At 72.7% G+C, this 25233-nt stretch carries 21 protein-coding genes; 14 read left to right on the top strand and 7 right to left on the bottom strand.

Annotated features, from left to right (window positions below; all coding sequences use genetic code 11):
* Positions 1-8: 8 nt before the first annotated feature.
* On the bottom strand, positions 9-1736 hold the full coding sequence (ctaD, locus tag IE118_RS02000; protein ID WP_189555456.1) for an aa3-type cytochrome oxidase subunit I: 1728 nt from the start codon (positions 1734-1736) through the stop codon (positions 9-11).
* 292 nt (positions 1737-2028) lie between these two features.
* The gene (locus tag IE118_RS02005) at positions 2029-2820 is read right to left on the bottom strand and encodes an endo alpha-1,4 polygalactosaminidase (RefSeq protein ID WP_189555457.1); all 792 of its coding nucleotides are present in this window, start codon (positions 2818-2820) and stop codon (positions 2029-2031) included.
* A 295-nt stretch (positions 2821-3115) separates the two neighbouring features.
* Between IE118_RS02005 and IE118_RS02010 the strand changes: the two genes are divergently transcribed.
* The 7 genes from IE118_RS02010 to IE118_RS02040 all read left to right on the top strand — a co-directional run bounded on the left by IE118_RS02010 (position 3116) and on the right by IE118_RS02040 (position 13857).
* On the top strand, positions 3116-4657 hold the full coding sequence (locus IE118_RS02010) for a leucyl aminopeptidase (protein ID WP_189555458.1): 1542 nt from the start codon (positions 3116-3118) through the stop codon (positions 4655-4657).
* 353 nt (positions 4658-5010) lie between these two features.
* Positions 5011-6399 carry a dihydrolipoyl dehydrogenase gene (gene lpdA, locus IE118_RS02015; protein ID WP_189555459.1) on the top strand — a complete coding sequence of 463 codons (1389 nt, stop codon included), beginning with the start codon at positions 5011-5013 and terminating at the stop codon, positions 6397-6399.
* 62 nt (positions 6400-6461) lie between these two features.
* The gene (gene sucB, locus IE118_RS02020; RefSeq protein ID WP_189555460.1) at positions 6462-8273 is read left to right on the top strand and encodes a 2-oxoglutarate dehydrogenase, E2 component, dihydrolipoamide succinyltransferase; all 1812 of its coding nucleotides are present in this window, start codon (positions 6462-6464) and stop codon (positions 8271-8273) included.
* 218 nt (positions 8274-8491) lie between these two features.
* Complete coding sequence (locus IE118_RS02025; protein WP_189555461.1) at positions 8492-9115, top strand: GntR family transcriptional regulator; 624 nt, start codon at positions 8492-8494, stop codon at positions 9113-9115.
* Between the two features lie 389 nt (positions 9116-9504).
* A complete protein-coding gene (gene aceE / locus IE118_RS02030; RefSeq protein WP_189555462.1) occupies positions 9505-12207 on the top strand; it encodes a pyruvate dehydrogenase (acetyl-transferring), homodimeric type in 2703 nt (900 codons plus the stop codon).
* Positions 12208-12273: 66 nt separating this feature from the next.
* Positions 12274-13248 carry a helix-turn-helix transcriptional regulator gene (locus IE118_RS02035; RefSeq protein WP_189555463.1) on the top strand — a complete coding sequence of 325 codons (975 nt, stop codon included), beginning with the start codon at positions 12274-12276 and terminating at the stop codon, positions 13246-13248.
* 87 nt (positions 13249-13335) lie between these two features.
* Positions 13336-13857: a DUF4240 domain-containing protein gene (locus IE118_RS02040; RefSeq protein WP_189556053.1), complete on the top strand. Its 522-nt coding sequence runs from the start codon at positions 13336-13338 to the stop codon at positions 13855-13857.
* A 49-nt stretch (positions 13858-13906) separates the two neighbouring features.
* Here IE118_RS02040 and IE118_RS02045 read toward each other — a convergent pair whose 3' ends face one another.
* Both IE118_RS02045 and IE118_RS02050 read right to left on the bottom strand, forming a co-directional pair.
* Positions 13907-14080, bottom strand: coding sequence for a hypothetical protein (locus IE118_RS02045; protein ID WP_189555464.1), 174 nt, complete (start codon positions 14078-14080; stop codon positions 13907-13909).
* A complete protein-coding gene (locus IE118_RS02050) occupies positions 14073-14900 on the bottom strand; it encodes a peptidoglycan recognition protein family protein (RefSeq protein ID WP_229846665.1) in 828 nt (275 codons plus the stop codon). Before IE118_RS02050 ends, IE118_RS02045 begins: the two co-directional genes overlap by 8 nt.
* A 286-nt stretch (positions 14901-15186) precedes the next feature.
* Between IE118_RS02050 and IE118_RS02055 the strand changes: the two genes are divergently transcribed.
* Positions 15187-16371: a MarP family serine protease gene (locus tag IE118_RS02055; RefSeq protein WP_189555466.1), complete on the top strand. Its 1185-nt coding sequence runs from the start codon at positions 15187-15189 to the stop codon at positions 16369-16371.
* A 37-nt stretch (positions 16372-16408) separates the two neighbouring features.
* Here IE118_RS02055 and IE118_RS02060 read toward each other — a convergent pair whose 3' ends face one another.
* On the bottom strand, positions 16409-16897 hold the full coding sequence (locus IE118_RS02060) for a GNAT family N-acetyltransferase (protein ID WP_189555467.1): 489 nt from the start codon (positions 16895-16897) through the stop codon (positions 16409-16411).
* A gap of 70 nt (positions 16898-16967) precedes the next feature.
* Between IE118_RS02060 and IE118_RS02065 the strand changes: the two genes are divergently transcribed.
* Complete coding sequence (locus IE118_RS02065; protein ID WP_189555468.1) at positions 16968-17870, top strand: TIGR01777 family oxidoreductase; 903 nt, start codon at positions 16968-16970, stop codon at positions 17868-17870.
* 248 nt (positions 17871-18118) lie between these two features.
* Positions 18119-19522 (top strand): NAD(P)/FAD-dependent oxidoreductase, encoded by a 1404-nt coding sequence (locus IE118_RS02070; protein WP_189555469.1) that lies wholly within the window; start codon positions 18119-18121, stop codon positions 19520-19522.
* Positions 19523-19729: 207 nt separating this feature from the next.
* On the opposite strand, the gene IE118_RS02075 is transcribed toward IE118_RS02070, so the two are convergent.
* A complete protein-coding gene (locus tag IE118_RS02075) occupies positions 19730-21193 on the bottom strand; it encodes an NsdA family TPR-like regulatory protein (RefSeq protein ID WP_189555470.1) in 1464 nt (487 codons plus the stop codon).
* 234 nt (positions 21194-21427) lie between these two features.
* Here IE118_RS02075 and lipB point away from each other — a divergent pair, with 234 nt between their 5' ends.
* The 4 genes from lipB to IE118_RS02095 all read left to right on the top strand — a co-directional run bounded on the left by lipB (position 21428) and on the right by IE118_RS02095 (position 24590).
* Positions 21428-22225 (top strand): lipoyl(octanoyl) transferase LipB, encoded by a 798-nt coding sequence (gene lipB, locus IE118_RS02080; protein ID WP_189555471.1) that lies wholly within the window; start codon positions 21428-21430, stop codon positions 22223-22225.
* A gap of 153 nt (positions 22226-22378) precedes the next feature.
* Entirely contained in the window at positions 22379-23344 is a 966-nt protein-coding gene (gene lipA / locus IE118_RS02085) for a lipoyl synthase (RefSeq protein WP_189555472.1), read from the top strand.
* Between the two features lie 277 nt (positions 23345-23621).
* Positions 23622-23822, top strand: a complete 201-nt coding sequence (locus IE118_RS02090) for an SCO2195 family GlnR-regulated protein (protein WP_189555473.1) — start codon at positions 23622-23624, stop codon at positions 23820-23822.
* Positions 23823-23882: 60 nt separating this feature from the next.
* Positions 23883-24590, top strand: coding sequence for a DUF4191 domain-containing protein (locus IE118_RS02095; protein ID WP_189555474.1), 708 nt, complete (start codon positions 23883-23885; stop codon positions 24588-24590).
* A gap of 91 nt (positions 24591-24681) precedes the next feature.
* Here IE118_RS02095 and IE118_RS02100 read toward each other — a convergent pair whose 3' ends face one another.
* Positions 24682-25152 carry an RDD family protein gene (locus tag IE118_RS02100; protein ID WP_189555475.1) on the bottom strand — a complete coding sequence of 157 codons (471 nt, stop codon included), beginning with the start codon at positions 25150-25152 and terminating at the stop codon, positions 24682-24684.
* Positions 25153-25233 lie beyond the last annotated feature (81 nt).

Genomic DNA, 25233 nt, shown 5'->3' on the forward strand with positions numbered 1-25233 from the left:
CCCCGGGCTCATCGCTGCTTGTCGCCGGGGGCCACCGTCGCGGAGGTGTCGGGACGGTTCTCCCGGTCGTCGAGCGCGGCGACGTCCGGGTGGTGCAGGTCGAAGGCGGGGGATTCGCTGCGGATCCGCGGCAGCGTGGTGAAGTTGTGGCGCGGCGGCGGGCAGGAGGTCGCCCACTCCAGGGAGCGGCCGTAACCCCACGGGTCGTCGACGCCGACCGGCTTGCCGTACTTCGCCGTCCTCCAGATGTTGTAGAAGAACGGCAGCAGCGACATGCCGAGCAGGAACGAGGAGATCGAGGAGACCGTGTTGAGCCCGGTGAAGCCGTCGTTGGCGAGGTAGTCGGGGTAACGGCGCGGCATGCCCTCGGCGCCCAGCCAGTGCTGGACGAGGAAGGTGCCGTGGAAGCCGGCGAACAGCGTCCAGAAGGTGATCTTGCCCAGGCGTTCGTCGAGCAGCTTGCCGGTGAACTTCGGCCACCAGAAGTGGAATCCGGCGAACATCGCGAAGACGACGGTGCCGAAGACCACGTAGTGGAAGTGCGCCACCACGAAGTACGAGTCGGTGACGTGGAAGTCCAGCGGGGGCGAGGCCAGGATCACGCCGGTCAGACCACCGAAGAGGAAGGTGATCAGGAAGCCGACGGACCACAGCATCGGTGTCTCGAAGCTCAGTGATCCCTTCCACATGGTGCCGGTCCAGTTGAAGAACTTCACACCGGTGGGAATGGCGATCAGGAAGGTCATGAAGGAGAAGAACGGCAGCAGCACGCCGCCGGTGGCGTACATGTGGTGCGCCCACACCGTCGCCGACAGCCCGGCGATCGCGATGGTGGCGGCGACCAGGCCCATGTAGCCGAAGATCGGCTTGCGGGAGAAGACCGGGATGACCTCGGAGACGATGCCGAAGAACGGCAGCGCGATGATGTACACCTCGGGATGGCCGAAGAACCAGAACATGTGCTGCCACAGCAGCGGCCCGCCGTTGGCCGCGTCGTAGATGTGGGCCCCGAACTTGCGGTCCGCCGCCAGCGCCAGGAGTGCGGCGGCGAGCACCGGGAAGGCCAGCAGGACCAGCAGGCCGGTCAGCAGCACGTTCCAGGTGAAGATCGGCATGCGGAACATCGTCATGCCCGGGGCGCGCATGCAGATGATCGTGGTGATGAAGTTGACCGAGCCGAGGATCGTGCCGAAGCCGGACAGCGCCAGACCCATGATCCACAGGTCACCGCCCAGGCCCGGCGAGCGGACCGAGTCCGACAGCGGGGTGTAGGCGAACCAGCCGAAGCTCGCCGGCCCGTCCGGGGTGAGGAAGCCGCTCACCGCGATCAGCGAGCCGAACAGGAAGAGCCAGTAGGAGAACATGTTCAGCCGCGGGAACGCCACGTCGGGCGCCCCGATCTGCAGCGGCATGATCCAGTTCGCGAAACCGATGAACAGCGGCGTCGCGAACATCAGCAGCATGATCGTGCCGTGCATCGTGAACGACTGGTTGAACTGCTCGTTCGAGACGATCTGCAGGCCCGGGCGGGCCAGCTCGGCGCGCATCACCAGCGCCAGGATGCCGCCGAACACGAAGAACGCGAAGGAGGTGCAGAGGTAGAGCGTGCCGATCGTCTTGTGGTCGGTGGTCGTCAGCCACTTGATCACCACGTTGCCCGGCCGACTGCGCCGGACCGGCAGCTCGTCCTCGTACGTCTCCTCGTCGAGCGAGACCACTGTGCTCTTGTCCGCCACTGTGCCAGTCCTCCTACGGCCTCGGGGACAGTCCCCAGGGCAGCATGGCGGGAGGAGGACCCGCCGTGCCCGAATCCGGGCGCCGTGGCGCGCTTTCCACTCGGCATTCGGGTGATACCGGCCCCGCTTCGCACGTGTGCGCGGTCGCGCGGCGCGCGAGGCGGGCCCGCGCACCGGTCGTGTCAGCGGGCGGAGACCGTCTCCCGCCGCCGCGCGACCGCACGCCTGCCGGGTCCCGCCCGCCGTTCCCCGGCCGACCGGGTGGCGGGCACCCCGGTGACCTGCAGCGGGCTCAGCACGGCCGGCGCCACGCGTCCAGTTCGTACGTCTTGAGCAGGGAACTCAGCCGCAGGCGCCGGGAGTCGGCGCAGAAGCGGGAGGTGGGCAGCTCGTACTCGACGTGGAAGACGGCCTTGCCCGCCTCGACGAACGGGGTGAGCGCGTCGCACTCGCCGTACTGGGCGCACTGTTCGTTGACCGCGAAGTCGAAGTCGCCGACCAGCTCGGGGATCTGGTCGAGGTCGTTCTTCAGGCCGACGGCCAGTCCGCGCTCGTGGGCGAGCCGGGCGATCAGCCGGTTGTAGCGGAGCTGGTCGGCGGCGGTGAGCGGGAAGCCGGTGCGGTTGCGGTAACCGTCCATGTTGTCCGGCTCCACCGCGTCGAAGCCCTTGTCGCGGCACATGTCGAACCGCTCGGCCATGAGCGGCTCCAGGACGTCGGTCCGGCGGATGTCGAGCCAGCGCTCCCCCTCCCAGCCGTTGCCCCGGCCGATCACCGACGGCGGGAAGTCGTCCGCGTCCGGCCGGAAGTCCTCCCAGGCGCCGGTGGACAGGTAGCAGATGACCTTGCGGCCGTCGCGGTGCAGTCCCGCGACCGTCGCCCGGGAGTGGTCGAAGCCGTCGATGTCGTACACGGGCACGTCGACGGAGGTGTCGAGCCGGCCGCTGAGCTGCCACTGCCAGGCGGTGCCGGGGCCGGGCCGCCAGCGGTCGCCGGACGGGGACTGCGCCCCGGGCCCGGCGGCACCGGAGCAGCCGGCCGTCAGCAGGGCGAGCAGCAGCACGAGCAGGATCGGTCGTCTCACCGGGCGGTCTCCAGGCGGCGTGAGCGGTACGCGGACACCCTTGAGGACGCCTCCGGCGGCCCGGCGGTTGTGGCGGCGGCACCCGGAGCCGCGCCCCGGAGTCACCGCAGGGCGAACACCCGGATGAATGAGCGAACGCACGGACGCGCGTAGGCTCGTCCCGAGTGTCCGCCGTACCGGGCAGGGCCCCGACGAGGCCGCACCCGGACAGCGCAACTAGGGTCGGCTGCCGGGCCCGGTCGACCCACACCTTTCGGCCACCGCAACTTCACATCGGAAGCGAGATTCCACCACCGTGACTGCTCTCACTCTCAGCACCGCCGCGGCCCCCGGCCTGCGGGTCGACGCGATCGTGATCGGTGTCGCCAAGGGCTCTGCCGCAAAGACCGCGGGCCCGGTCGTCGCACCGGGCGCCGAGGCCGTGGACCAGGCGTTCGACGGCAGGCTCGCCGGCGTCCTGGAGACTCTCGGCGCGTCCGGTGCCGAGGGCGAGGTGACGAAGCTCCCCGCGCCGTCCGGCTTCAAGGCACCGCTCGTGGTGGCGGTGGGCCTCGGCGCCCAGCCCGACAAGGACGCCGGCTACGACGCCGAGGCGCTGCGCAGGGCGGCCGGTGTGGCCGCCCGTGCCCTCGCCGGCTCCCGGAAGGCCGCCTTCGCCCTGCCCCTGACGGACGCCGCCGACGCCGGCGCGGTCGCCGAGGGCGTGCTGCTCGGCGCTTACTCCTTCGACGCCTACAAGGACACCGGCGCCTCCGCCCGGAACGGCAAGAACGGCAAGGCCCCGCTCGCCGAGGCCGCGCTGCTCGGCGGCAAGCCCCGCGACAAGGCGTTCAAGGCCGCCGTGGAGCGGGCCACCGCCGTCGCCGAGGAGCTCAACCGCGCCCGCGACCTGATCAACACCCCGCCCAACGACCTCAACCCCGAGGCGTTCGCGGCCGTCGCCCAGGCGGCGGCCAAGGAGCACGGCATCAAGGTGCAGGTGCTCGACGAGAAGGCCCTGACCAAGGGCGGCTACGGCGGCATCCTCGGCGTCGGCGCCGGCTCCGCGTCCGGCCCGCGCCTGGTCAAGCTGTCGTACACCTCCTCCAAGGCGAAGAAGCACCTCGCCCTGGTCGGCAAGGGCATCACCTACGACTCGGGCGGCATCTCGCTGAAGCCGGCCGGTCACAACGAGACGATGAAGTGCGACATGAGCGGTGCCGCCGCGGTGTTCGCCGCGGTCGTCGCCGCCGCCCGGCTCGGCCTGGAGGTCAACGTCACCGGCTGGCTGGCGCTGGCCGAGAACATGCCGTCCGGCTCGGCCACCCGCCCCGGCGACGTGCTGCGCATGTTCAGCGGCAAGACGGTGGAGGTGCTCAACACCGACGCCGAGGGCCGGCTCGTCCTCGCCGACGCCCTGTGGGCGGCCTCGCAGGAGAAGCCGGACGCCATCGTGGACGTCGCGACGCTGACCGGCGCGATGATGCTGGCGCTGGGCAGCCGCACCTTCGGCATCATGGCGAACGACGACGCGTTCCGCTCCGCGGTGCACGAGGCCGCCGAGGAGGCGGGCGAGCCGGCCTGGCCGATGCCGCTGCCCGAGCACCTGCGCAAGGGCATGGATTCGGCCACCGCCGACATCGCCAACATGGGTGAGCGGATGGGCGGCGGCCTGGTCGCCGGTCTGTTCCTGCGCGAGTTCGTCGGCGAGGGCATCACCTGGGCCCACCTCGACATCGCCGGCCCGGCCTTCAATGAGGGCGGCCCGTTCGGGTACACGCCCAAGGGCGGCACCGGCTCCGCGGTGCGCACCCTGGTGCGGCTGGCGGAGCGGGCGGCCGCCGGCGACCTGGGCTGAACCGCGGTGGACGGCCGGGGCCTCGCACGCGGGTAGGGCGAGGCCCCGGCCGTCCGCCGGGCGGGTGTGCCCGCCGGGGACCGGACGCGGGCGGAGCGTACCGGCCGGTGTCCGGGCGGGCGGGCCGGGACACCCGTCGCGGCCCGCCGCCGGTGGGCCGCACCGCGGTCCGGGGCGCGTGAACGTGGGACGTGTCACACATCGGCCCGGCGTCTCGTTCAGGCGTGACAAGTGCGAGGATAGGGCTCGGCAGGACAGGGCCCACATAAGGGCCGAGAACATTGAGCGGCCGGACACCAGCCGCCGACCGGTCACTGGAGACCGGCGTGGCGCACATGCATGGAGGACGTGACGTGGCGAACGACGCCAGCACCGTTTTCGACCTAGTGATCCTCGGCGGTGGCAGCGGTGGTTACGCCGCGGCCCTGCGCGGGGCACAGCTGGGCCTGGACGTCGCCCTGATCGAGAAGAACAAGCTCGGCGGCACCTGCCTGCACAACGGCTGCATCCCCACCAAGGCCCTGCTGCACGCGGGCGAGATCGCCGACCAGGCCCGCGAGAGCGAGCAGTTCGGCATCAAGACGTCCTTCGAGGGCGTCGACATGGCGGGTGTGCACAAGTACAAGGACGACGTCATCGCCGGCCTGTACAAGGGCCTGCAGGGTCTGGTCGCCTCCCGCAAGGTGACCTACATCGAGGGTGAGGGCCGGCTGTCCTCCCCCACCTCCGTCGACGTGAACGGCCGGCGCGTCCAGGGCCGCCACGTGCTGCTGGCGACCGGCTCCGTGCCGAAGTCGCTGCCCGGCCTGGAGATCGACGGCAACCGCATCATCTCCTCCGACCACGCCCTGGTCCTGGACCGCGTGCCGAAGTCCGCGATCGTCCTGGGCGGCGGTGTCATCGGCGTCGAGTTCGCCTCCGCGTGGAAGTCCTTCGGGGCCGAGGTCACCGTCATCGAGGGCCTGAAGCACCTCGTCCCGGTCGAGGACGAGAACAGCTCGAAGCTGCTGGAGCGCGCGTTCCGCAAGCGCGGCATCAAGTTCAACCTGGGCACCTTCTTCGAGAAGGCCGAGTACACCCAGGACGGCGTGAAGGTCACCCTGGCCGACGGCAAGGAGTTCGAGGCCGAGGTCCTGCTCGTCGCCGTCGGCCGCGGCCCGGTCTCGCAGGGCCTGGGCTACGAGGAGGCCGGGGTCGCCATGGACCGCGGCTACGTCCTGGTCGACGAGTACATGCGGACCAACGTACCCACCATCTCGGCCGTCGGTGACCTGGTCCCGACGCTCCAGCTCGCGCACGTCGGTTTCGCCGAGGGCATCCTGGTGGCGGAGCGCCTGGCCGGTCTGAAGACCGTCCCGATCGACTACGACGGTGTCCCGCGGGTGACGTACTGCCACCCCGAGGTCGCCTCCGTCGGCATCACCGAGGCCAAAGCCAAGGAGATCTACGGCGCGGACAAGGTCGTCGCCCTGAAGTACAACCTGGCGGGCAACGGCAAGAGCAAGATCCTGAAGACCGCGGGCGAGATCAAGCTCGTCCAGGTCAAGGACGGTGCGGTGGTCGGTGTCCACATGGTCGGCGACCGTATGGGCGAGCAGGTCGGCGAAGCCCAGCTGATCTACAACTGGGAGGCGCTGCCCGCCGAGGTGGCGCAGCTCATCCACGCCCACCCGACGCAGAACGAGGCGATGGGCGAGGCCCACCTGGCGCTGGCCGGCAAGCCCCTCCACTCCCACGACTGACGCTCTCGGTCACCGGGCGCGACGACACAGACTTCCGCACTTCCAAAGGAGCAACCGAAACCATGCCGGTTTCCGTAACCCTTCCGGCGCTCGGTGAGAGCGTCACCGAGGGCACCGTCACCCGCTGGCTGAAGGCCGAGGGCGAGCGTGTCGAGGCCGACGAGCCGCTGCTCGAGGTCTCCACCGACAAGGTCGACACCGAGATTCCCGCCCCCGCCTCCGGCGTGCTGTCCTCCATCAAGGTCGCCGAGGACGAGACCGTCGAGGTCGGCGCCGAACTGGCCCTGATCGACGACGGCTCCGGCGCCCCGGCGGCCGAGCAGGCCCCCGCCGCCGAGCAGGCCGCCCCGCCGGCTCCCGCCCCGGAGCCCCAGGCGCAGCCGTCCACCGAGCAGTCCGCCCCGGCTCCGGCGCCCAGCGCCGAGGCCTCGGCCGGCGGCGGTTCCGCCGAGGGCACGGACGTGGTCCTGCCCGCGCTCGGCGAGTCCGTCACCGAGGGCACCGTCACCCGCTGGCTGAAGTCGGTCGGTGACAGCGTCGAGGCCGACGAGCCGCTGCTGGAGGTGTCGACGGACAAGGTCGACACCGAGATCCCGGCGCCCGCCTCCGGCACGCTGCTGGAGATCGTGGTCGGCGAGGACGAGACGGCCGAGGTCGGCGCCAAGCTCGCCGTCATCGGTGAGGCTGGTGCCGCTCCGGCCGCCGCCCCCGCCCCGGCCGCCCCCGAGGCCCCGGCCCAGCCCGAGCCCGCCCCGGCCGCTCCGGCTCCGGCACCCGCCCAGGAGGCCGCTCCCGCCCCGGCTCCGGCTCCGGCTCCGGCTCCGCAGCAGGCCGCCCCGGCTCCGCAGCCGGCCGCTCCGGCGCCCGCTCCGGCCGCTCCGGCTCCGGCTCCGCAGGCGCCCGCCGCCCCGGCCCCGGCTGCCGCCCAGGCCACGGACGAGGGTGCCTACGTGACCCCGCTGGTGCGCAAGCTCGCCGCCGAGAACAGCGTCGACCTGTCCACCGTCAAGGGCACCGGCGTCGGCGGCCGCATCCGCAAGCAGGACGTCATCGCCGCCGCCGAGGCCGCCAAGGCCGCGGCTCCGGCTCCGGCCCCGGCCGCCGCTGCCGCCGCGCCCGCCGCGAGGAAGGCCCCCGCCCTGGAGGCCTCCCCGCTGCGCGGTCAGACCGTGAAGATGCCGCGGATCCGCAAGGTCATCGGCGACAACATGGTCAAGGCCCTGCACGAGCAGGCGCAGCTGTCCTCGGTGGTCGAGGTCGACGTCACCCGCCTGATGAAGCTGCGCGCCCGCGCCAAGGACGCGTTCGCGGCCCGCGAGGGCGTCAAGCTCTCCCCGATGCCGTTCTTCGTCAAGGCGGCGGCCCAGGCGCTGAAGGCGCACGCGCCGATCAACGCCAAGATCAACGAGGCCGAGGGGACCATCACCTACTTCGACACCGAGAACATCGGTATCGCGGTGGACTCCGAGAAGGGCCTGATGACCCCGGTCATCAAGAACGCCGGCGACCTCAACATCGCCGGTATCGCCAAGGCCACGGCGGAGCTGGCGGGCAAGGTCCGCGGCAACAAGATCACCCCGGACGAGCTGTCCGGCGCGACCTTCACCATCAGCAACACCGGTTCGCGCGGCGCGCTGTTCGACACGATCATCGTGCCCCCGGGCCAGGTCGCGATCCTCGGCATCGGTGCCACGGTCAAGCGTCCGGCCGTCATCGAGACCGAGGAGGGCACGGTCATCGGCGTCCGCGACATGACCTACCTGACCCTCTCCTACGACCACCGTCTGGTGGACGGCGCCGACGCGGCCCGTTACCTGACGGCGGTCAAGGCGATCCTGGAGGCCGGCGAGTTCGAGGTCGAGCTCGGCCTCTGACCCGACCGGTGGTCTCCGGCCGCTGACAGGTCGTACGGTGCCCCCGTCCGGTAGCCCTTGAGGGCTTCCCGGGCGGGGGCACCGGCGTATGGGGCGTGTAAGTCTCGTCTCACCTGGGGGAAAGCGCCCCCGTGCGCCCCTGCGGGGCGGGCTCACGGCCGTATTGTCTATTCGTCAAAGCCCCCCGGGGGCCCGCGGGCCCCGCTAAGGAGCCCCTCATGACCGCGCCCGTCGTCCACTCGCTGCGCGAACAGATCCGCGAGCACATCCTGGAAGGGATCATCAGCGGACGCTGGAAGCCGGGCGAGCGGATCGTGGAGCGGCGGATCGCGACCGAGCTGGAGGTCAGCCAGACGCCCGTGCGGGAGGCGCTGCGCGAGCTGGAGTCGCTGCGGCTGATCGAGTCGGCGCCGAACAAGGGCGTACGCGTGCGGAACCTGACGGCCGCCGACCTGGAGGAGAGCTACCCCGTCCGGGCCGGCCTGGAGGCGATCGCGGCGGAGCTGGCGGCGGGGCGGCTGGCGGAGGACTGCTCGGCGCTGGAGCCGCACGTCGCGGCGCTGTACGAGGCGGACCGGCTGGCCGACGGGACGGGGCAGGTACGGCACACGGTGGCGTTCCACCGGGAGCTGGTGCGGGCGGCGGGCAACTCGGTGCTGCTGCACACCTGGGAGGGGCTGGGGATCGAGGTGTTCACCGCTCTGTCGATACGGTGGCTGGGGACGGTGCAGCAGTCGTACGCGGAGGAGCACGAGGAGCTGGTCGCGGCGTTCCGGCGGCGTGATCCGCGGATCGCCGAGCTGGTGAAGGCCCACGTGCTGGGGTGCGCGCCGCGGGCGTAGGCCCCGTGGTTGTCTTCGCCCCCGCCGCCCCGACCCGTTTGCGTAGTTCCCCGCGCCCCTGAAGGGGCGCGGGGAACTACGCGATCAGCCACGGCGGGCCGGCGGTCGCCGTACGACGGAACCGCCGCGCTCTTCCGCGCCCATACGCCCTCACCTGCGCAAACAACCCCCATCGACAGTCACCCGGTGCCACCGCCGGAGGCACCCCGTGCCGACTTTCTCGGGATCGAGAGGTTTTACCCCTCAACCCTTTGATCGATCATCGATCAGGGGGTTATTGTCGCCTGCGGACTTCCACCGAAGTCCCCCGCCCTGTCCTGCCAAAGACCAAGGGCACCCCCGAACCCTTACCGATGAGGGAACCCCCTTCGACTGAGGAAGGCGGCGACATGACCGACCCCAACGCCATCCAGCCGAGCGAGCTCGACCAGCTCCCGGACCGCGACCCCGAGGAGACCGCCGAGTGGCAGGCCTCCCTGGACGCCGTCACCAAGGCGGCCGGGCCGCACCGTGCCGCGTACCTGATGCGCCGCACGCTGGAGCGCGCCGAGGGCGCCGGCATCGCGCTGCCGAAGCTCCTCGAGACCGACTACGTCAACACCATCCCCACCTCCGCCGAGCCCGCCGTGGACGGCGACGAGGCGATGGAGCAGCGCATCACCGCCTGGAACCGCTGGAACGCGGCCGCCATGGTGACCCGGGGCAGCAAGTACGGCGTGGGCGGCCACATCGCCACCTTCGCCTCCGCGGCCTGGCTGTACGAGACCGGCTTCAACCACTTCTTCCGCGGCAAGGAGGGTGACGGCTCCGGCGACCAGCTCTACATCCAGGGCCACGCCTCCCCCGGCATCTACGCCCGTGCGTTCCTCGACGGCCGGATCAGCGAGCAGCAGCTCGACAACTTCCGCCGGGAGGCGGGCGGCAACGGACTGCCGTCCTACCCGCACCCGCGCCGGCTGCCCTGGCTGTGGGAGTTCCCCACCGTGTCGATGGGCCTCGGGCCGATCTCCGCGATCTACCAGGCGCGCTTCAACCGCTACCTGACCAGCCGCGGCATCAAGGACGTCTCCGACTCCCACGTGTGGGCGTTCCTCGGCGACGGCGAGATGGACGAGCCCGAGTCGACGACGGCGCTCACCCTCGCCTCCCGCGAGCAGCTGGACAACCTGACCTTCGTCGTCAACTGCAACCTGCAGCGCCTCGACGGTCCGGTCCGCGCCAACTTCAAGATCGTGCAGGAGCTGGAGGCCCAGTTCCGCGGCGCCGGCTGGAACGTCATCAAGACGCTGTGGGGCACCGCGTGGGACGAGCTGTTCCGGCTCGACACCACCGGCGCGCTCGTACGCCGTCTCCGTGAGGTGCCGGACGCGCAGGTGCAGACGTACCAGACGCGCGACGCCGCCTACATCCGCGAGGACTTCTTCGGCAAGGACCCTGCGCTCGTCGAGATGGCGAAGCTGCTGAGCGACGACAAGATCCTCGAGTGCTTCCACCTCTCGCGCGGCGGCCACGAGTCCCGCAAGGTCTACGCCGCGTACCGGGCCGCGCTGGCCCACAAGGGCGCGCCGACCGTGATCCTGGCGCAGACCGTCAAGGGCCACACCCTCGGTGAGGGCTTCGCCTCCAAGAACGCCAACCACCAGATGAAGAAGCTGTCGGTGGACGAGTTCAAGGCGATGCGCGACCGGCTGGAGCTGCCGATCCCGGACTCCCGGTTCGCCGACGGCGAGGTCCCCTACGTGCACCCGGGCGCCGACTCCCCCGAGGTGCGCTACCTCCAGGAGCGCCGCGCCGCCCTCGGCGGTCCGGCCCCGGCCCGCCGCGTGCACCCGGTCGCGCCGCTGCCGCAGCCCGCCGACAAGGCGTTCGCCGCCTTCGACAAGGGCTCCGGTTCGCAGAACGTGGCGACCACCATGGCGTTCGTCCGCCTGGTCAAGGACCTGGTCCGCGACAAGGAGACCGGAAAGCGCTGGGTGCCGATCGTCCCCGACGAGGCGCGCACCTTCGGCATGGAGAGCCTCTTCCCGTCCCTCGGCATCTACTCGCCGATGGGGCAGACGTACGAGCCGGTCGACCGCGACCAGCTGATGTACTACAAGGAAGCCAAGAACGGCCAGATCTTCAACGAGGGGATCACCGAGGCCGGCGCCATGGCCGAGTTCGTCGCCGCCTCCACGTCGTACTCGACGCACGGCGAGACGATGATCCCGTTCTACATCTACTACTCGATGTTCGGCTGGCAGCGCACCGGCGACCAGATGTGGCAGCTCGGCGACCAGCTCGGCCGCGGCTTCCTGGTCGGCGCCACGGCCGGCCGCACGACGCTGACGGGCGAGGGCCTCCAGCACGCCGACGGCCACTCGCCGGTCATCGCCGCGACCAACCCGGCGGCGCTGACGTACGACCCGGCGTTCGCGTACGAGATCGGCGTCATCGTCAAGGAAGGTCTGCGCCGGATGTTCGGCGAGGGCCGGCCGGGCGAGGACCAGGACGTCTTCTACTACCTGACGGTCTACAACGAGCCGCTGCCGCAGCCGGCGAAGCCGTCGGCGGCCGGTGTCGACGAGGGCATCGTCAAGGGCCTGTACCGCTTCAACACGGCGGAGACGGCCGGGCTGACCCCCGCCGCCAACGCCCCGCGCATCCAGCTGCTCGGCTCCGGTACGGCGATCCACTGGGCGCTGAAGGCACAGCGGCTGCTCGCGGAGGAGTGGGGTGTGGCCGCCGACGTGTGGTCCGCCACCTCCTGGACCGAGCTGCGCCGCGACGCGCTGGAGGCCGACGAGGCGCTGCTGCGCGGCGAGGAGCGGGTGCCGTTCGTCAAGCGGGCGCTCCAGGGCGCCGAGGGCCCGGTGCTGGCCGTGTCGGACTACATGCGCCAGGTGCCGGACCAGATCGCGCAGTGGGTCGAGCAGGACTACAGCTCGCTGGGCGCCGACGGCTTCGGCCTGTCGGACACCCGTGAGGCGGCCCGCCGCCACTTCGGTGTCGACGCCGAGTCCATCGTCGTCGCGGCCCTGGCCCAGCTGGCCCGGCGCGGCGAGGTGAAGGCCGCCGCCGTGAAGGAAGCGCGCGAGAAGTACGGCCTGTAGGGGCCGGCCGTGCGGAAGGCCCCCGGCGCTCGGTGAGCGCCGGGGGCCTCCTGCATGATGTGCTGCATGCGCGCTGCCCGATTGATCAAGATGGTGCTGCTGCTCCAGTCCCGGCCCTCCATGACCGCCGCCGAACTGGCGCGGGAGCTGGAGGTGTCGGAGCGTACGGTCACCCGGGACGCGCAGGCGCTGTCGGAGGCCGGGGTGCCGGTGTACGCGGACCGGGGGCGGATCGGCGGCTACCGGCTGGTCGGCGGCTACCGGACGCGGCTGACCGGGCTGGCGCGCGGTGAGGCGGAGGCGCTGTTCCTGTCCGGGGTGCCGGGGGCGCTGCGCGAGATGGGGCTGGAGGACGCGGCCTCGGCGGCCCGGCTGAAGGTGTCGGCCGCCCTGCTGCCGTCCCTGCGGGACGCCTCCCGCACGGCGGCCCAGCGCTTCCACCTGGACGCCCCGAACTGGTTCCGCGAGCCGACGACGCCCGAGCTGCTGCCCGCCGTCGCGGACGCGGTCTGGGACGACCGGCGGATCACCGCCCGCTACCGGCGCGGCGAGGCCGAGGTGGAGCGGGGGCTGGAGCCGTACGGGCTCGTGCTCAAGGCGGGCGTCTGGTACCTGTGCGCGCGGGTGGCGGAGCAGGACGCCTTCCGGGTGTACCGGATCGACCGGTTCACGGCGGTGGAGGCGGGCGGCGAGCGTTTCGGGCGCGCGGCGGACTTCGACCTGCCGGCGTTCTGGGAGGAGCGGGCGGAGCAGTTCGCGCGGTCGATCCTGCGGGCCGAGGTGGTGGTGCGGCTGTCGCCCGGGGGCGTGCGCCGGCTGCCGCAGGCCCTGGACCCGCTGTCCGCACGGGAGGCGCTGGAGCACGCCGGCGAGCCGGACCGGGACGGGTGGGTGCGGGTGACGCTGCCGGTGGAGTCGGAGGAGGTCGCCTTCGCGCAGCTGACGGCACTGGGGGCGGAGGCGGAGGTGCTGGAGCCGGTCTCCCTGCGGGAGCGGTTCGCGGCGGAGGCCGCGCGGCTGGCGGCACTGTACGGGCGGTGAACGGCGGATGCCCCCGCGCCCCTCGTGGCGGATTGACGCGCGTCCGGGGTGCGTCCGCGGGGTGCAGGGTCGATGCTGGACCACGTGATGGACGAGACGGAGTTCTGGGAGCTGGTGGACACCGCCCGGGAGGACGCCGAGGGCGACCCCGAGGAACAGGCCGATCTGCTCGTGGAGCGGCTCGTACGGCTGGATCCGGAGGCGGTCCTGGACTTCGCCCGTCACTTCGAGTCCCGCTACCACCGCGCCTACCGCTGGGACCTGTGGGGCGCCGCGTGGGTGCTCCTCGACGGCGCGAGCGACGACGCCTTCGACTTCTTCCGGTGCTGGCTGATCGGCCAGGGCCGTGAGGTCTTCGAAGGGGCGCTGCACGACCCGGACGCGCTGGCCGACCTGCTGGACGACGACTTCGACGAGGAGATCGACGGCGACGGCGAGGACCTCGGCTACGCGGCGGACGAAGCCTACGAGCAGCTCACCGGGACGGTGGCTCCGGACCTCGAGCTGCCCCCGGCCCCGGTGGAACCGGAGGGCACACCGCTCGACTTCGAGAACGAGGCGCTGCTCGCCGAGCGCTACCCGCGGCTCTGGGAACGCTTCCGGGACTAGGCCCCTTATCGGCGGCGAGGCCACGACCCGGTGGCGGTCGCGTGCCCGGTCACAGACGCCGGTGGGGAGTCGGCGCCTGGCGCAGGGGCGCGGCGTTGGCCTGGGTGAGGGCGGAGGCGGTGTGGGCGGCCGGTCCGAGGACGACGGCCGCGGCGGCGCACAGCGCCGCCCAGGGGCGGCGCAGCACGGCCGCCCAGGTGCTACTTCGGGGGGTGTCACTCATGGGTGTGCTCTTCGTTCTGTGCGATGTTCTGCTTCACGGTGTTCCGTACGGGTGGGCCGGTGTCCTTCCCCAGGGCCTGCTCCGCGGTGTCGCGGCCCTGGATGCGGGCCGCGAGGGTCCTGATGTCGGGGAGGCGCGCCTGGAGGGCGGCGCCCGGGCAGCTGGTCATGAACCCGTCGCTGTGGCCGGCGACCGCGTGCAGGGTGGCCGTGGTGCCGGCCGCGTAGCGGCTGCCGCCGTTGCTGGAGACCAGCCGCACCTCGGCGCGCGGGTCGGTGCCGGACGTGCCGAGCTTCCACGCGGCCAGCGCGGCGATCGCGTCGAGCATCTCGGACGGCACGTGGGCGCCCTCCGTGAAGGTGCCGAGGGCGGCGATGCCGGTGGTGCGGTGGTTGAAGCCCTGGGTGTGGGCGCCGGTGACGGGGCGGTCGGTGCCGCCCGCGCGGCCCTCGTAGATGGTGCCGCAGCGGTCGACGACGAAGTTGTATCCGAGGTCGTCCCAGTCCCGGCCCACGGTCTGGCCCTCGTACAGGCCCCTGATGATGCCGGGGGCCTCCGCGCAGTCGTACGTGCCCGGTGAGTCGGTGTGGTGCACGAAGACCGCGACGACCTCGTCGTCGTAGCGCGGTGGCGGCTGCTCGCGGGCGTCGTCACCCAGCCAGACGGCGCGCGGCACGATCGGCGGCCGGGGCGCCTGGAAGGCGGGTTCGGCGCGTGCGGCGGAGGCCGTGCCGGCGGACCCCGCGGCCCGCTCGACGCCGTAGGCGCACAGCACCAGGGCGACGGCGGCCGCCAGGCCCGGCAGACAGCCGAGCGCCACCCCGGCGGCCGTCGGCAGCCGGGGGGTGCCGGGCCCGCCGGGTATCCGGGAGGCCCGGCGCTTCCGCGCTCCGCGCGGTCGTCTCGGGACACGCATGGCCCCACTGTGGGCCGCGTCGGCGGGGTCCGCGATCCGTGGTGTGCCATCCGGTGGAACCATCGCCCCGGTCCGCGACGTTTCCCCCAGTGCACGCGCGCGTGGCCGCTGTCCGGCGGCCGTCGCGCGCGTGGCTGATCACCGGGCCCCTCCCCCACGTATTGGGGGGTCCGAGAGAAAGGCGGCGTGCGTGGACCTGCTCGACATCCTGCTGTTGCTGGTCGTCCTGGCCTACGCGGCGTCCGGTTACCGGCGCGGTCTGCTGGCCGGCTGCGTCTCGCTCGCCGGTTTCGTGGGCGGTGCGGTCGTGGGCGTGTGGATCCTGCCGTGGGTCATGGACCTGGTGACGGCGGGGACGACGCGGGCGACGGTGACGGCCGTGTTCACGGTGCTGCTGCCGGCCGTGGTGGGTCACGAGCTGGCGGGACGGCTGGCGCTCCGGCTGCGGCGGGAGCTGGACGCCGGCCCGCTGCGGGTGGCGGACGGGCTCGGCGGCGCGGTGGCCAACGCGGTGGCCGTGCTGATCGTGGCGTGGGTGGCGGCGAGCGTGCTGGGAGCGTCCTCGTCGCCGCTGGTGACGTCGGCGATCAGGGACTCGCGGCTGCTGGGCGCGGTGCAGGACGTGATGCCGGACACCACTCCGGGCTGGTTCTCCCGTGCCACCTCGGCGCTGACCGAGGCGGGGTTCCCGCAGGTGTTCAACCCCTTCGAGAACGAGTCGACCGCCGAGGTCGCCGAGCCGTCCGGCGACAGCGTGACGGCGGCCGCGACCCGTGCGGCGCAGCGCAGCACGGTGAAGGTCGAGGGCGTGGCGGGCACGCAGGGCCGCGAGGGCAGCGGGTTCGTGTACGCGCGGGAGCACGTGATGACCAACGCGCACGTGGTGGCGGGCATCGACGAGCCGACCGTGCGCGTGGGCGGGGTCGGGCGGACGTACGAGGCGCGGGTGGTGCTCTTCGACCCGCAGAAGGACGTGGCCGTGCTGTACGTGCCGGACCTGCGGGCTCCGGTGCTGCGGTTCGTGGACGACGCGGGGCGCGGCGACTCCGCTGTGGTCGCGGGCTATCCGCAGGACGGCGACCTGAACCTCCAGGCGGCGACGGTGGCCAACCGGCTCCAGGCCCGGGGGCAGAACATCTACAGCGACGCGACGGTCACCCGCGAGATCTACTCCATCCGCTCCACCGTCCGCCCCGGCAACTCCGGCGGGCCGCTGCTGACCACCGACGGCCGGGTGTTCGGCGTGGTCTTCGCGCGCTCCACCACGGACGCCGAGACGGGTTACGTGCTGACGGCGGACGAGGTGGCGGAGGACGCCGAGCGCGCGGCGGACGCCACCACCCCGGTGGACACCGGCGAGGTCGTGACCTCCTAGGAGGTGTAGGACACCCCCTGGCCGCGGTCGGCGCCGGTCACACCAGCGGGCGTCCCATCAGGACGTCGTCGACGTAGGCGCCGTCGAGGTGGAACTCCTCCGGCAGCACGCCCTCCACGACGAAGCCCTCCGAGGCGTACAGCGTCCGGGCGGGGGTGTTGTGGCCCAGGACGCGCAGCGTGATCCGCCGGGCGCCCCGGCGCCGGGCCTCGGCGACGGCGGCCCGTACCAGGGCCCGGCCGACGCCCCTGCCGCGGGCCTCCTCGGCGACGGCGAGGCCGCGGATCTGCTGGACGTGCTCGTTGGACTTGAGCGGGGTGGGGTGGCCGAGCCGGATGTAGCCCACGGGGCGGCCGTCGTGCTCGGCGACGAGGTGGGCGTCCGGTCCGCAGGTCTCGCGGAAGAACGGCTCGCCCGGCTCGGGCCGGGGCATGACGGCGAACAGGTGGGACCACGTCTCGCGGTCGAGGCGTGCGAGGTCGCCCTCGTCCTCGGGGCGGGCGGGACGTATGAGGGGCGCGGTCATGGCGTCACTGTACGGCCGTGACGCGGCGGCCTGCCGTGATTTCCGCGCCGCGAGGGGCAGGATGGACGGCATGGAGCGTGCGCGAATCGCGGTGGCCGGGGCGTCCGGGCTGATCGGGGGTGCCCTGGTGCGGTCCCTGACGGCGGACGGGCACACGGTGGTCCGGCTGGTGCGGGCCGCGCCCCGGGCGGCGGACGAGGTCCGGTGGGATCCGGAGCGGGGTTCCGTGGACGCGGCCGGGCTCGCCGGGTGCGACGCGGTGGTGAACCTGGCGGGCGCGGGTGTCGGCGACCGCCGCTGGACGGACGCCTACAAGGCGCGGATCCGCGACAGCCGGGTACGGGGCACGACCGCGCTCGCCGAGGCGGTCGCCGGCCTGCCGGAGGACGCACGGCCCCGGGTGTTCCTGAACGGCAGCGCGATCGGCTACTACGGCGAGACCGGTGACCGGGCGGTGGACGAGGGCGCGCCTCCGGGTGAGGGTTTCCTGCCGGGGGTGTGCGTGGAGTGGGAGTCCGCGGCGGCGCCCGCCCGGGAGGCGGGCGTGCGGACGGTGTTCGCGCGGACCGGTCTGGTGGTGGCGCGCGGGGGCGGGGCGTGGGGCAGGCTCTTCCCGCTCTTCCGGGCCGGTCTGGGCGGGCGGATGGGCGACGGACGCCAGTACTGGTCGTTCATCGCCCTGCACGACGAGGTGGCGGCGCTGCGCCACCTCCTCGACACCGACGGGCTGTCCGGCCCGTTCAACCTGACGGCTCCCCATCCGGTGACCAACCGGGAGGTCACCGCGACGATGGCCCGTGTGCTGCGCCGGCCGGCGCTGTTCCCGGTGCCGGAGGCGGTGCTGCGGACGGTGCTGGGCGAGATGGCCGGGGACGTGCTGGGCAGTGCCCGGGTCCTGCCGGCGCGGCTGCTGGAGTCGGGCTTCCGCTTCGCGTTCCCGCGGATCGAAGGGGCGGTGCGGGCAGCGCTGTGAGCGGCCCGCGACGCACCACCAAGACCGGTTGTGACCGAATCCGACCGAAGCACGCAGGGAACTGAGCCCCCTGCGACCTCACTGTGCCCATTCGGCGTGCGTATGCGACCGTCGTGCGCCCGTGCACTGGCCGTGCGCGACTGACCCGGTAACCGGCCGCGAACCTAACCTCGACCAGAACTCGGGTATCCCTGGGGCCTGTTGAGGGCATGACGTCTCCAGCGCCCGCACAACCTCGAGGAGGGGACGTGCTTGAGCCCACGTACCAGGCGGACGTCGTCGTCGTCGGAGCCGGGATCGCCGGCCTCTCCGCGGCTCGACGACTGACCAGCGCAGGAGTCACCACCGTCGTCCTGGAGGCAGCCCCCGAGGTGGGCGGTCGCATGACGACCGAGAAGATCGACGGCTTCCGGCTCGACAGGGTCGGGCAGCCGCTGTCCACGGGACATCCCCAACTGCGGGAGGCCGCGGCGCTCGACGGGCTGATGCTGAGGCCCTTCGCACCCGGCGTCCTGCTGCACAGCGACGGACGGCACCACCGCGCCGGCGCACAACCAGGCGCACGGGGGGCGCGCAGCGCGAGGGGCGCACTGCACGCGGTGCGCACCCTGGCGAGCACGCCCCGGCCGGGCACCGGTCCCCGGAGGCCGGTGGCCGTGCCGGGCCGGCAGGTGTCCCTGCCCCGCCACCGCAGCGGCGCCCCGCTGGGCACGGCGGTGGACCAGGCCCGGCTGGGGGCGGCGCTGACCAGGCTGGCGGGCACGCCCGTGGAACGGCTGCTGGCGCGGCCCGAACTGCCCGCCGCCGAGGCGCTGGTGACCCGGGGCCTGCCCGCCCGTACCGTCGACGGCTTCCTGCGCCCGCTGCTCGCCGCGCTGTTGTGCGACCCGGACCTGACGACCTCCAGCCGGTGCGCGGACCTGGCACTGCACGCCTTCGCGAGCGGGCGGCTGTGTCTGCCGGAGGGCGGCGCTGAGGCGCTGCCGCAGCGGCTGGCGCGCACGCTGCCACCGGGCACGGTGCGCACGGGGGTGCGGGTCACGTCCGTGTCGACGACCTCGGTGACCACCGCGGAGCACGGCGAGTTCCGGTGCGCGGCGGTGCTGGTCGCGACGGGGGCGCGGGCGGCGGCGGAACTGCTGCCGGGGCTGCGGGTGCCGGCCTTCCACCCGGTGACGGTGGTGCACCACACGACCGACGAGGTTCCCTCGACCGGTGCGTCGCTGCTGCTGGACGCCGACCGGGGCGGGCCGGTGGCGCACACGGCGGTCGTCAGCGCGGTGGACCCGTCCCGCGCGCCCGCCGGGCGCACGCTGGTGACCTCGACCGTCCTGGGGGCGGCGACGGCGGGGGTGGACACGGGGGTGCGGATGCATCTGGCGCGGTTGTACGGGGTGTCGACGGCCCGGTGGGAGACGCTCGCGGTGCGGCACACCGCGGACGCCGTACCGCAGATGCGGCCGCCGCACGACCTGCGGCGGCCGGTACGGCTGCTGGCGGGACTGTACGTGTGCGGGGACCACCGGGACACGGGGTCCGTGCAGGGGGCGTTGCACTCGGCCGGGCGGGCGGCGGCGGCGCTGCTCGCGGACCTGGGAGTGAACGGTTCGCTGCACACGGCGGATCCGGTGGCCACGGCGCACGCGGCGTGACGCTGCCGCCGGGCCGGTGAGCACCCCCGGCGCGGGTGTGCGCCGGGGGTGCTCGCGCGGCCCGGCGACAGCGGGTGCCGTCACGTCCACCCGTGCCGCCCTGGGGTGCCTCCCAGGCCCTCGGGGCACTGGGGGAGGCACGACTGCCCGCGGTGGCGGTGGGTGGTGGGCGGCCTCCGGGTCGCCCGCGCGGGCGGCGGGTTGTCGTCAGCCGTGGGCCGCGACCCTGTCGCGGTAGGTGCGGACCGGGGCCGCGTCCCGGTACGGGTCCAGTCTGCGTTCGAAGTCACGGACGTACTCCAGCGCCCGGACGGAGCGCATCTCGGCCGCCTGCCCGGCGGCCTCCGCCGCCAGCTGGCACGCCTGGTCAAGTTCGCCGAGCCCCAGCCGCGCCGTGGCCAGCACCATCCGGCAGAACAGCCTGCTCCGGGCGTACCCCGGCGCGCGCAGTTGCAGCGAGCGCTCCGCGTGCTGGGCGGCGGCCCGGAACTGCTGGAGGTCCCGGTGGCAGTGACCGAACTCGTCCGCGAGCTGAGCCTCGTCGAAGAAGCGCGCCCAGTACGGCACCTCGTCCCCCGCCCGCGCGCTCTCCAGGGCGCGTTCCGCGCGGACCAGCGCCGCGGTGGCGGCCCGTACCTCCCCGAGCACCGCGTGCCCCCGCGCCTCCGCGGCGTGCAGCAGCGACTGCACGGCGGCCGGCGCGGAGCCCCCCGCCCCCTGCTGGGCGACCCGCGCGAGCTGTACGGCCTCCCGCCCGTGGCCGAGGTAGACGGCCTGCCGGCTCATGGTGACCAGGACGTACGCGCCGTAGGGCCGGTCCCCCGCCGCCTGCGCGAGCCGCAGCGCCTGCACGAAGTACCGCTGGGCGAGCCCGTGCGCGGCGATGTCGAACGAGGTCCAGCCGGCCAGCCGGGTCAGGTCCGCCGCGGCGGCGAACAGCCGGCGGCCCGTCTGCTCGCCGTACGTCCCCCGCAGCATCGGTTCGCACTCGTGCTCCAGGTACCGCACCAGGGCCTGACGGGCGTGCCCTCCCCCGTACGCGTCGTCGAGGGTGCGGAACAGCTCGCCGACCGACCGCAGGGCGGCGATGTCACCGCCGGTGACCCGCTGCCCCGGCCCGCGCTCGGCGGTGCCGCGCCTGCGGGCGAGGAGGTCGGACGGCAGCAGGGCGCGGGGGGCGGGGCGCCCCTGGGCGGGGACCCGGGCCGGCGGTTCGGCGCGGGCGACCTTCTCGTCGGCCCGTCCGATGAGCCAGTCCCGGCTCGGCACGACCAGCCCCGCCGAGGTGAACGCGATCTTGCGCAGTTCGGCGTGGCTGCCGGAGTCCTTGCGCCACAGCCCGCTGACGATGTCGACGGCCTCCTCGGGGCCGGCCGCGAACTCCAGTCCCGCGTAGACCGGGGCGCACGCGTCGAGCCCCAGGTCCTGGGCGGTCAGCCGGCGACCCAGCCGCCGGGTGAAGACCTCGGCGATCAGCGCCGGCGTCGTCCCGCGCGGCTGCTGCCCGCGCAGCCAGCGGGTGACGGACGTCTTGTCGTATCTCAGGTCGAGCCCGTGTTCGAGACCGAGCTGGTCCACGCGACGGGCGAGTCCCGCGTTGGAGAACCCCGCTTCTGCGATGAGCGCGGCGAGCTGTCGGTTGGGCGTGCGCTGCGCGGGTCGTTCCGTCATCTGCGGTGCGGTCTCCTGCCTTCCGGCTGTGGGGTGCCCGGATTGCCTGTGAGCAGCCCGTTCGGCGTCATGGGACGGCGCGAATGTAGCGGAGAGTGAGCACCCGATCGCAGGCAACAACCGGCATTCATCCGATCGTGTGAGGATTGACCCGAAAGCTGACGGGCGGCCGGCGGACGTACAGTGGCGTGGGCGCGTCGCGCGCCCGACGACGTTCTTGGGAGGCGTGTCGCCGTGAGTGAGTTGCGGTTCGTCCGGATGGGCTTCGGGGCCGAGGCCGTCGACTACCAGCTGGCCTGGGACGAGCAGCGCCGGGTGCACGCGGCGCGGTTCGCCGACGAGGCGCCCGACACCGTGATCCTCCTGGAGCACCCCCCGGTCTACACGGCCGGCCGGCGCACCGAGGCGAGCGAGCGCCCCCTCGACGGCACGCCCGTCATCGACGTGGACCGCGGCGGCAAGATCACCTGGCACGGACCCGGCCAGCTGGTGGGCTACCCGATCCAGAAGCTGCCCCGCCCGGTGGACGTGGTCGCGCACGTCCGGCGCCTGGAGGAGGCCCTGATCCGCACCTGCGCCGACTTCGGCCTGGAGACCACGCGGGTCGAGGGCCGCAGCGGCGTCTGGGTCCTCGGCGACCCGGTCGAGCAGCGTCCGGCGCCGGGCGGGCTCTCCCTCGACTTCGACCCCCGGCTGCAGGACGACGAGTTCGACCCGCGTCTCAACGGCCCGGAGTACGCGCCGTCCAACGCCGGCCAGCGCCGCGAGGACCGCAAGATCGCCGCCATCGGCATCCGCGTGGCCAAGGGCGTCACGATGCACGGCTTCGCGCTCAACGTGAACCCCGACAACAAGTGGTTCGACAAGATCATCCCGTGCGGGATCCGCGACGCGGGCGTCGCCTCCCTGGCGAACGAACTCGGCCGGGACATCACGATCGACGAGGTGCTCCCCGTGGTGGAACGCCACCTCCAGGACATCCTCCTCAACGCCGAGCTGAAGCCGCGGGAGATCGAGAGAACACCGGCATAAACGCCGCCCGCCCGGCGTTGAACGCTCCGGGCGCCCAGGTCGCGGCGAGGACCGGGGGCGGCCGCCCTCGGCAGGGCCACACCCTCGCCGGGCCTTCACATCCACGGGCGTACGCTTGAGCACGCCGAAGAATCAATCGCTAGGGAGCCGGTCGTGTCCGCAGTCGCACCCGACGGACGCAAGATGCTGCGCCTGGAGGTCCGCAACAGCCAGACCCCCATCGAGCGCAAGCCCGAGTGGATCAAGACCCGGGCGAAAATGGGTCCCGAATACTCCAAGATGCAGAACCTGGTCAAGAGCGAGGGTCTGCACACCGTCTGCCAGGAAGCCGGCTGCCCGAACATCTACGAGTGCTGGGAGGACCGGGAGGCGACCTTCCTCATCGGCGGCGACCAGTGCACCCGGCGCTGCGACTTCTGCCAGATCGACACGGGCAAGCCCGAGGCGCTGGACCGTGACGAGCCGCGCCGCGTGGGCGAGTCGGTCGTCACCATGGACCTGAACTACGCCACCATCACCGGCGTCGCCCGCGACGACCTGGAGGACGGCGGCGCCTGGCTGTACGCGGAGACCGTGCGCCAGATCCACGCGCAGACGGCGGAGCGCGCCGACGGCCGCACCAAGGTCGAGCTGCTGGCCCCCGACTTCAACGCCGTGCCCGAGCAGCTGGCCGAGGTCTTCTCCTCCCGCCCGGAGGTCTTCGCGCACAACGTCGAGACGGTTCCCCGGATCTTCAAGCGGATCCGCCCCGGCTTCCGCTACGACCGCTCCCTGAAGGTCATCACCGAGGCCCGTGACTACGGCCTGGTCACCAAGTCCAACCTGATCCTCGGCATGGGCGAGACCCGTGAGGAGGTCAGCGAGGCGCTGCGGCAGCTGCACGACGCGGGTTGCGAACTGGTCACCATCACGCAGTACCTGCGGCCCTCCGTGCGCCACCACCCCGTGGAGCGCTGGGTGAAGCCGCACGAGTTCGTGGAGCTGAAGGAGGAGGCCGAGCAGATCGGATTCTCCGGTGTGATGTCCGGCCCGCTCGTCCGCTCCTCGTACCGCGCCGGCCGGCTTTACCAGATGGCGGTGGAGAAGCGGGGCGCCTACGTGGCCTCCCAGGCCGTCTGAACCGGCCCCGGCGGCCCCGGCCGGGGCGCCGGACAGAGCGTGTGAAGTCACGCACAAGGCCCTACCGGTCAGTAGTGGCCGAGAGAACGCGGTCCCGACCGTCCTCGCAGATGAGGGCACAGGTCGGGACCGCGTCGGCGTTCCGGGGCCGCGCACCTGGGCTTCATGCCTGTTTGACCGGCTGGTCACGCCCTGGTAACACCAGTCAGTGAGCCTGGAATCACCGCACGTACACCGCGCACACCCCTACCCGCCCGCTCCGAGGGAGACCGCCGCCATGCAGGCCGCGCCCGTCCGCGCCACCGCCATCCCGTCCTTCACCACCGCCCTGCGCGCCGTCGAGTCGCTGCTGATGAGCAGTGGTCAGCGCACCGCCCGCCGCAACGCCTGGACCTCCGTGCTCGAGGACCGCCGGCGCGCCAAGGACCGGGTCGAGACCCAGCGGGTCCTCGACCGGACCGTCGCCCCCCGCCCCTGAGGCCCGTCACCCCCGGCACTGCCGTCGAAGGCGCTCCGGGGGACACGTAGACTTCATGGCATGGCGAGGAAGGAAACCGCAGCGGACGCTGCGAACCCCGGGCGACTGAAGCAGATCGCCCTGACCTACAAGATGACCCGCAGGGCCGACAAGAAGATCGGTCTTGTACTCGCGGCTGTCGGAATCGTCACCTTCGGTGTCTTCCTCGCGATCGGTTTCTTGATCGGGCACCCCATCTATCTCGGCATCCTGGGCTTCCTGCTCGCCTTCCTCGCGACGGCGATCGTGTTCGGGCGCCGGGCCGAGCGGGCGGCCTTCGGGCAGATGGAGGGACAGCCGGGCGCCGCCGCGGCGGTGCTCGACAACATCGGCCGGGGCTGGACGACGACGCCGGCCGTGGCGATGAACCGCAGCCAGGACGTGGTGCACCGCGCGGTCGGCAAGGCCGGCATCGTGCTGGTGGCCGAGGGCAACCCGAACCGGGTGAAGAGCCTGCTGGCGGCCGAGAAGAAGAAGATGAACCGCATCGTCGCGGACGTCCCGGTGCACGACCTGATCGTGGGCACGGGCGAGGGCCAGGTGGAGCTGAAGAAGCTGCGCACGACGATGCTCAAGCTGCCCCGGGTGCTCTCCGGCCCGCAGGTCACCGCGACCAACGACCGGCTGCGGGCCCTGGGCGACCTGATGAGCAACATGCCGCTCCCCAAGGGTCCGATGCCCAAGGGGATGAAGCTGCCGAAGGGCGGCGGCGGCCAGCGGGGCCGCTGAGCCCCACCCCTGACGTGAAGACGCCGCTGGGGGCGCCGGAATGGATTCCGGCGCCCCCAGCGGCGTCTCCGTCACCTGACGGAGGCGGAGCTCAGATCCGCACCTCGACCGTGCGGGCCAGCCGGTCGTGCAGACCGCGCCCGTCGCGGTCCCAGACGAGGGCGGGGACGGCGAGGCACAGCAGGGCCGAGCGCACCAGACCGCGCAGCGGCTGGACCCGGCCGCTGTCCAGGGCGACGACCCGCAGCCCGAACAGGCGCTTGCCCGGGGTGAACCCGACCGTGCCGACGGTCAGGGCGCTCAGCACCAGGAACACCAGCAGCGCCCAGTTGCCGGTCGTCTGTCCGTCGTAGCCGTCGGTGATGAGACCGTATGCGATCAGCATGCACAGACCCCAGTCCACGGCGAGGGCGCCGAGCCTGCGGCCGGGGCGGGCGATCGAGCCCGGTCCGTCCTCCGGCAGCCCCAGCTGCTCGCCCCGGTAACCGAAGTCGGCACCGGCGTCCTCCAGGGCCGCGCGGGGCCCGGACAGCCATGATCCGATTGCTTGCCTGTTGTCCACCCGTCCACGGTACTGCGCACGGACATGACCACAGGACGGCGGGGTGCGCCGGGGCTACCGTGGGAGAGGGGCTGGTTAACT

The organism is Streptomyces pilosus (genome assembly GCF_014649835.1).
In the GTDB taxonomy this organism is placed as follows: Bacteria; Actinomycetota; Actinomycetes; order Streptomycetales; family Streptomycetaceae; genus Streptomyces; species Streptomyces pilosus.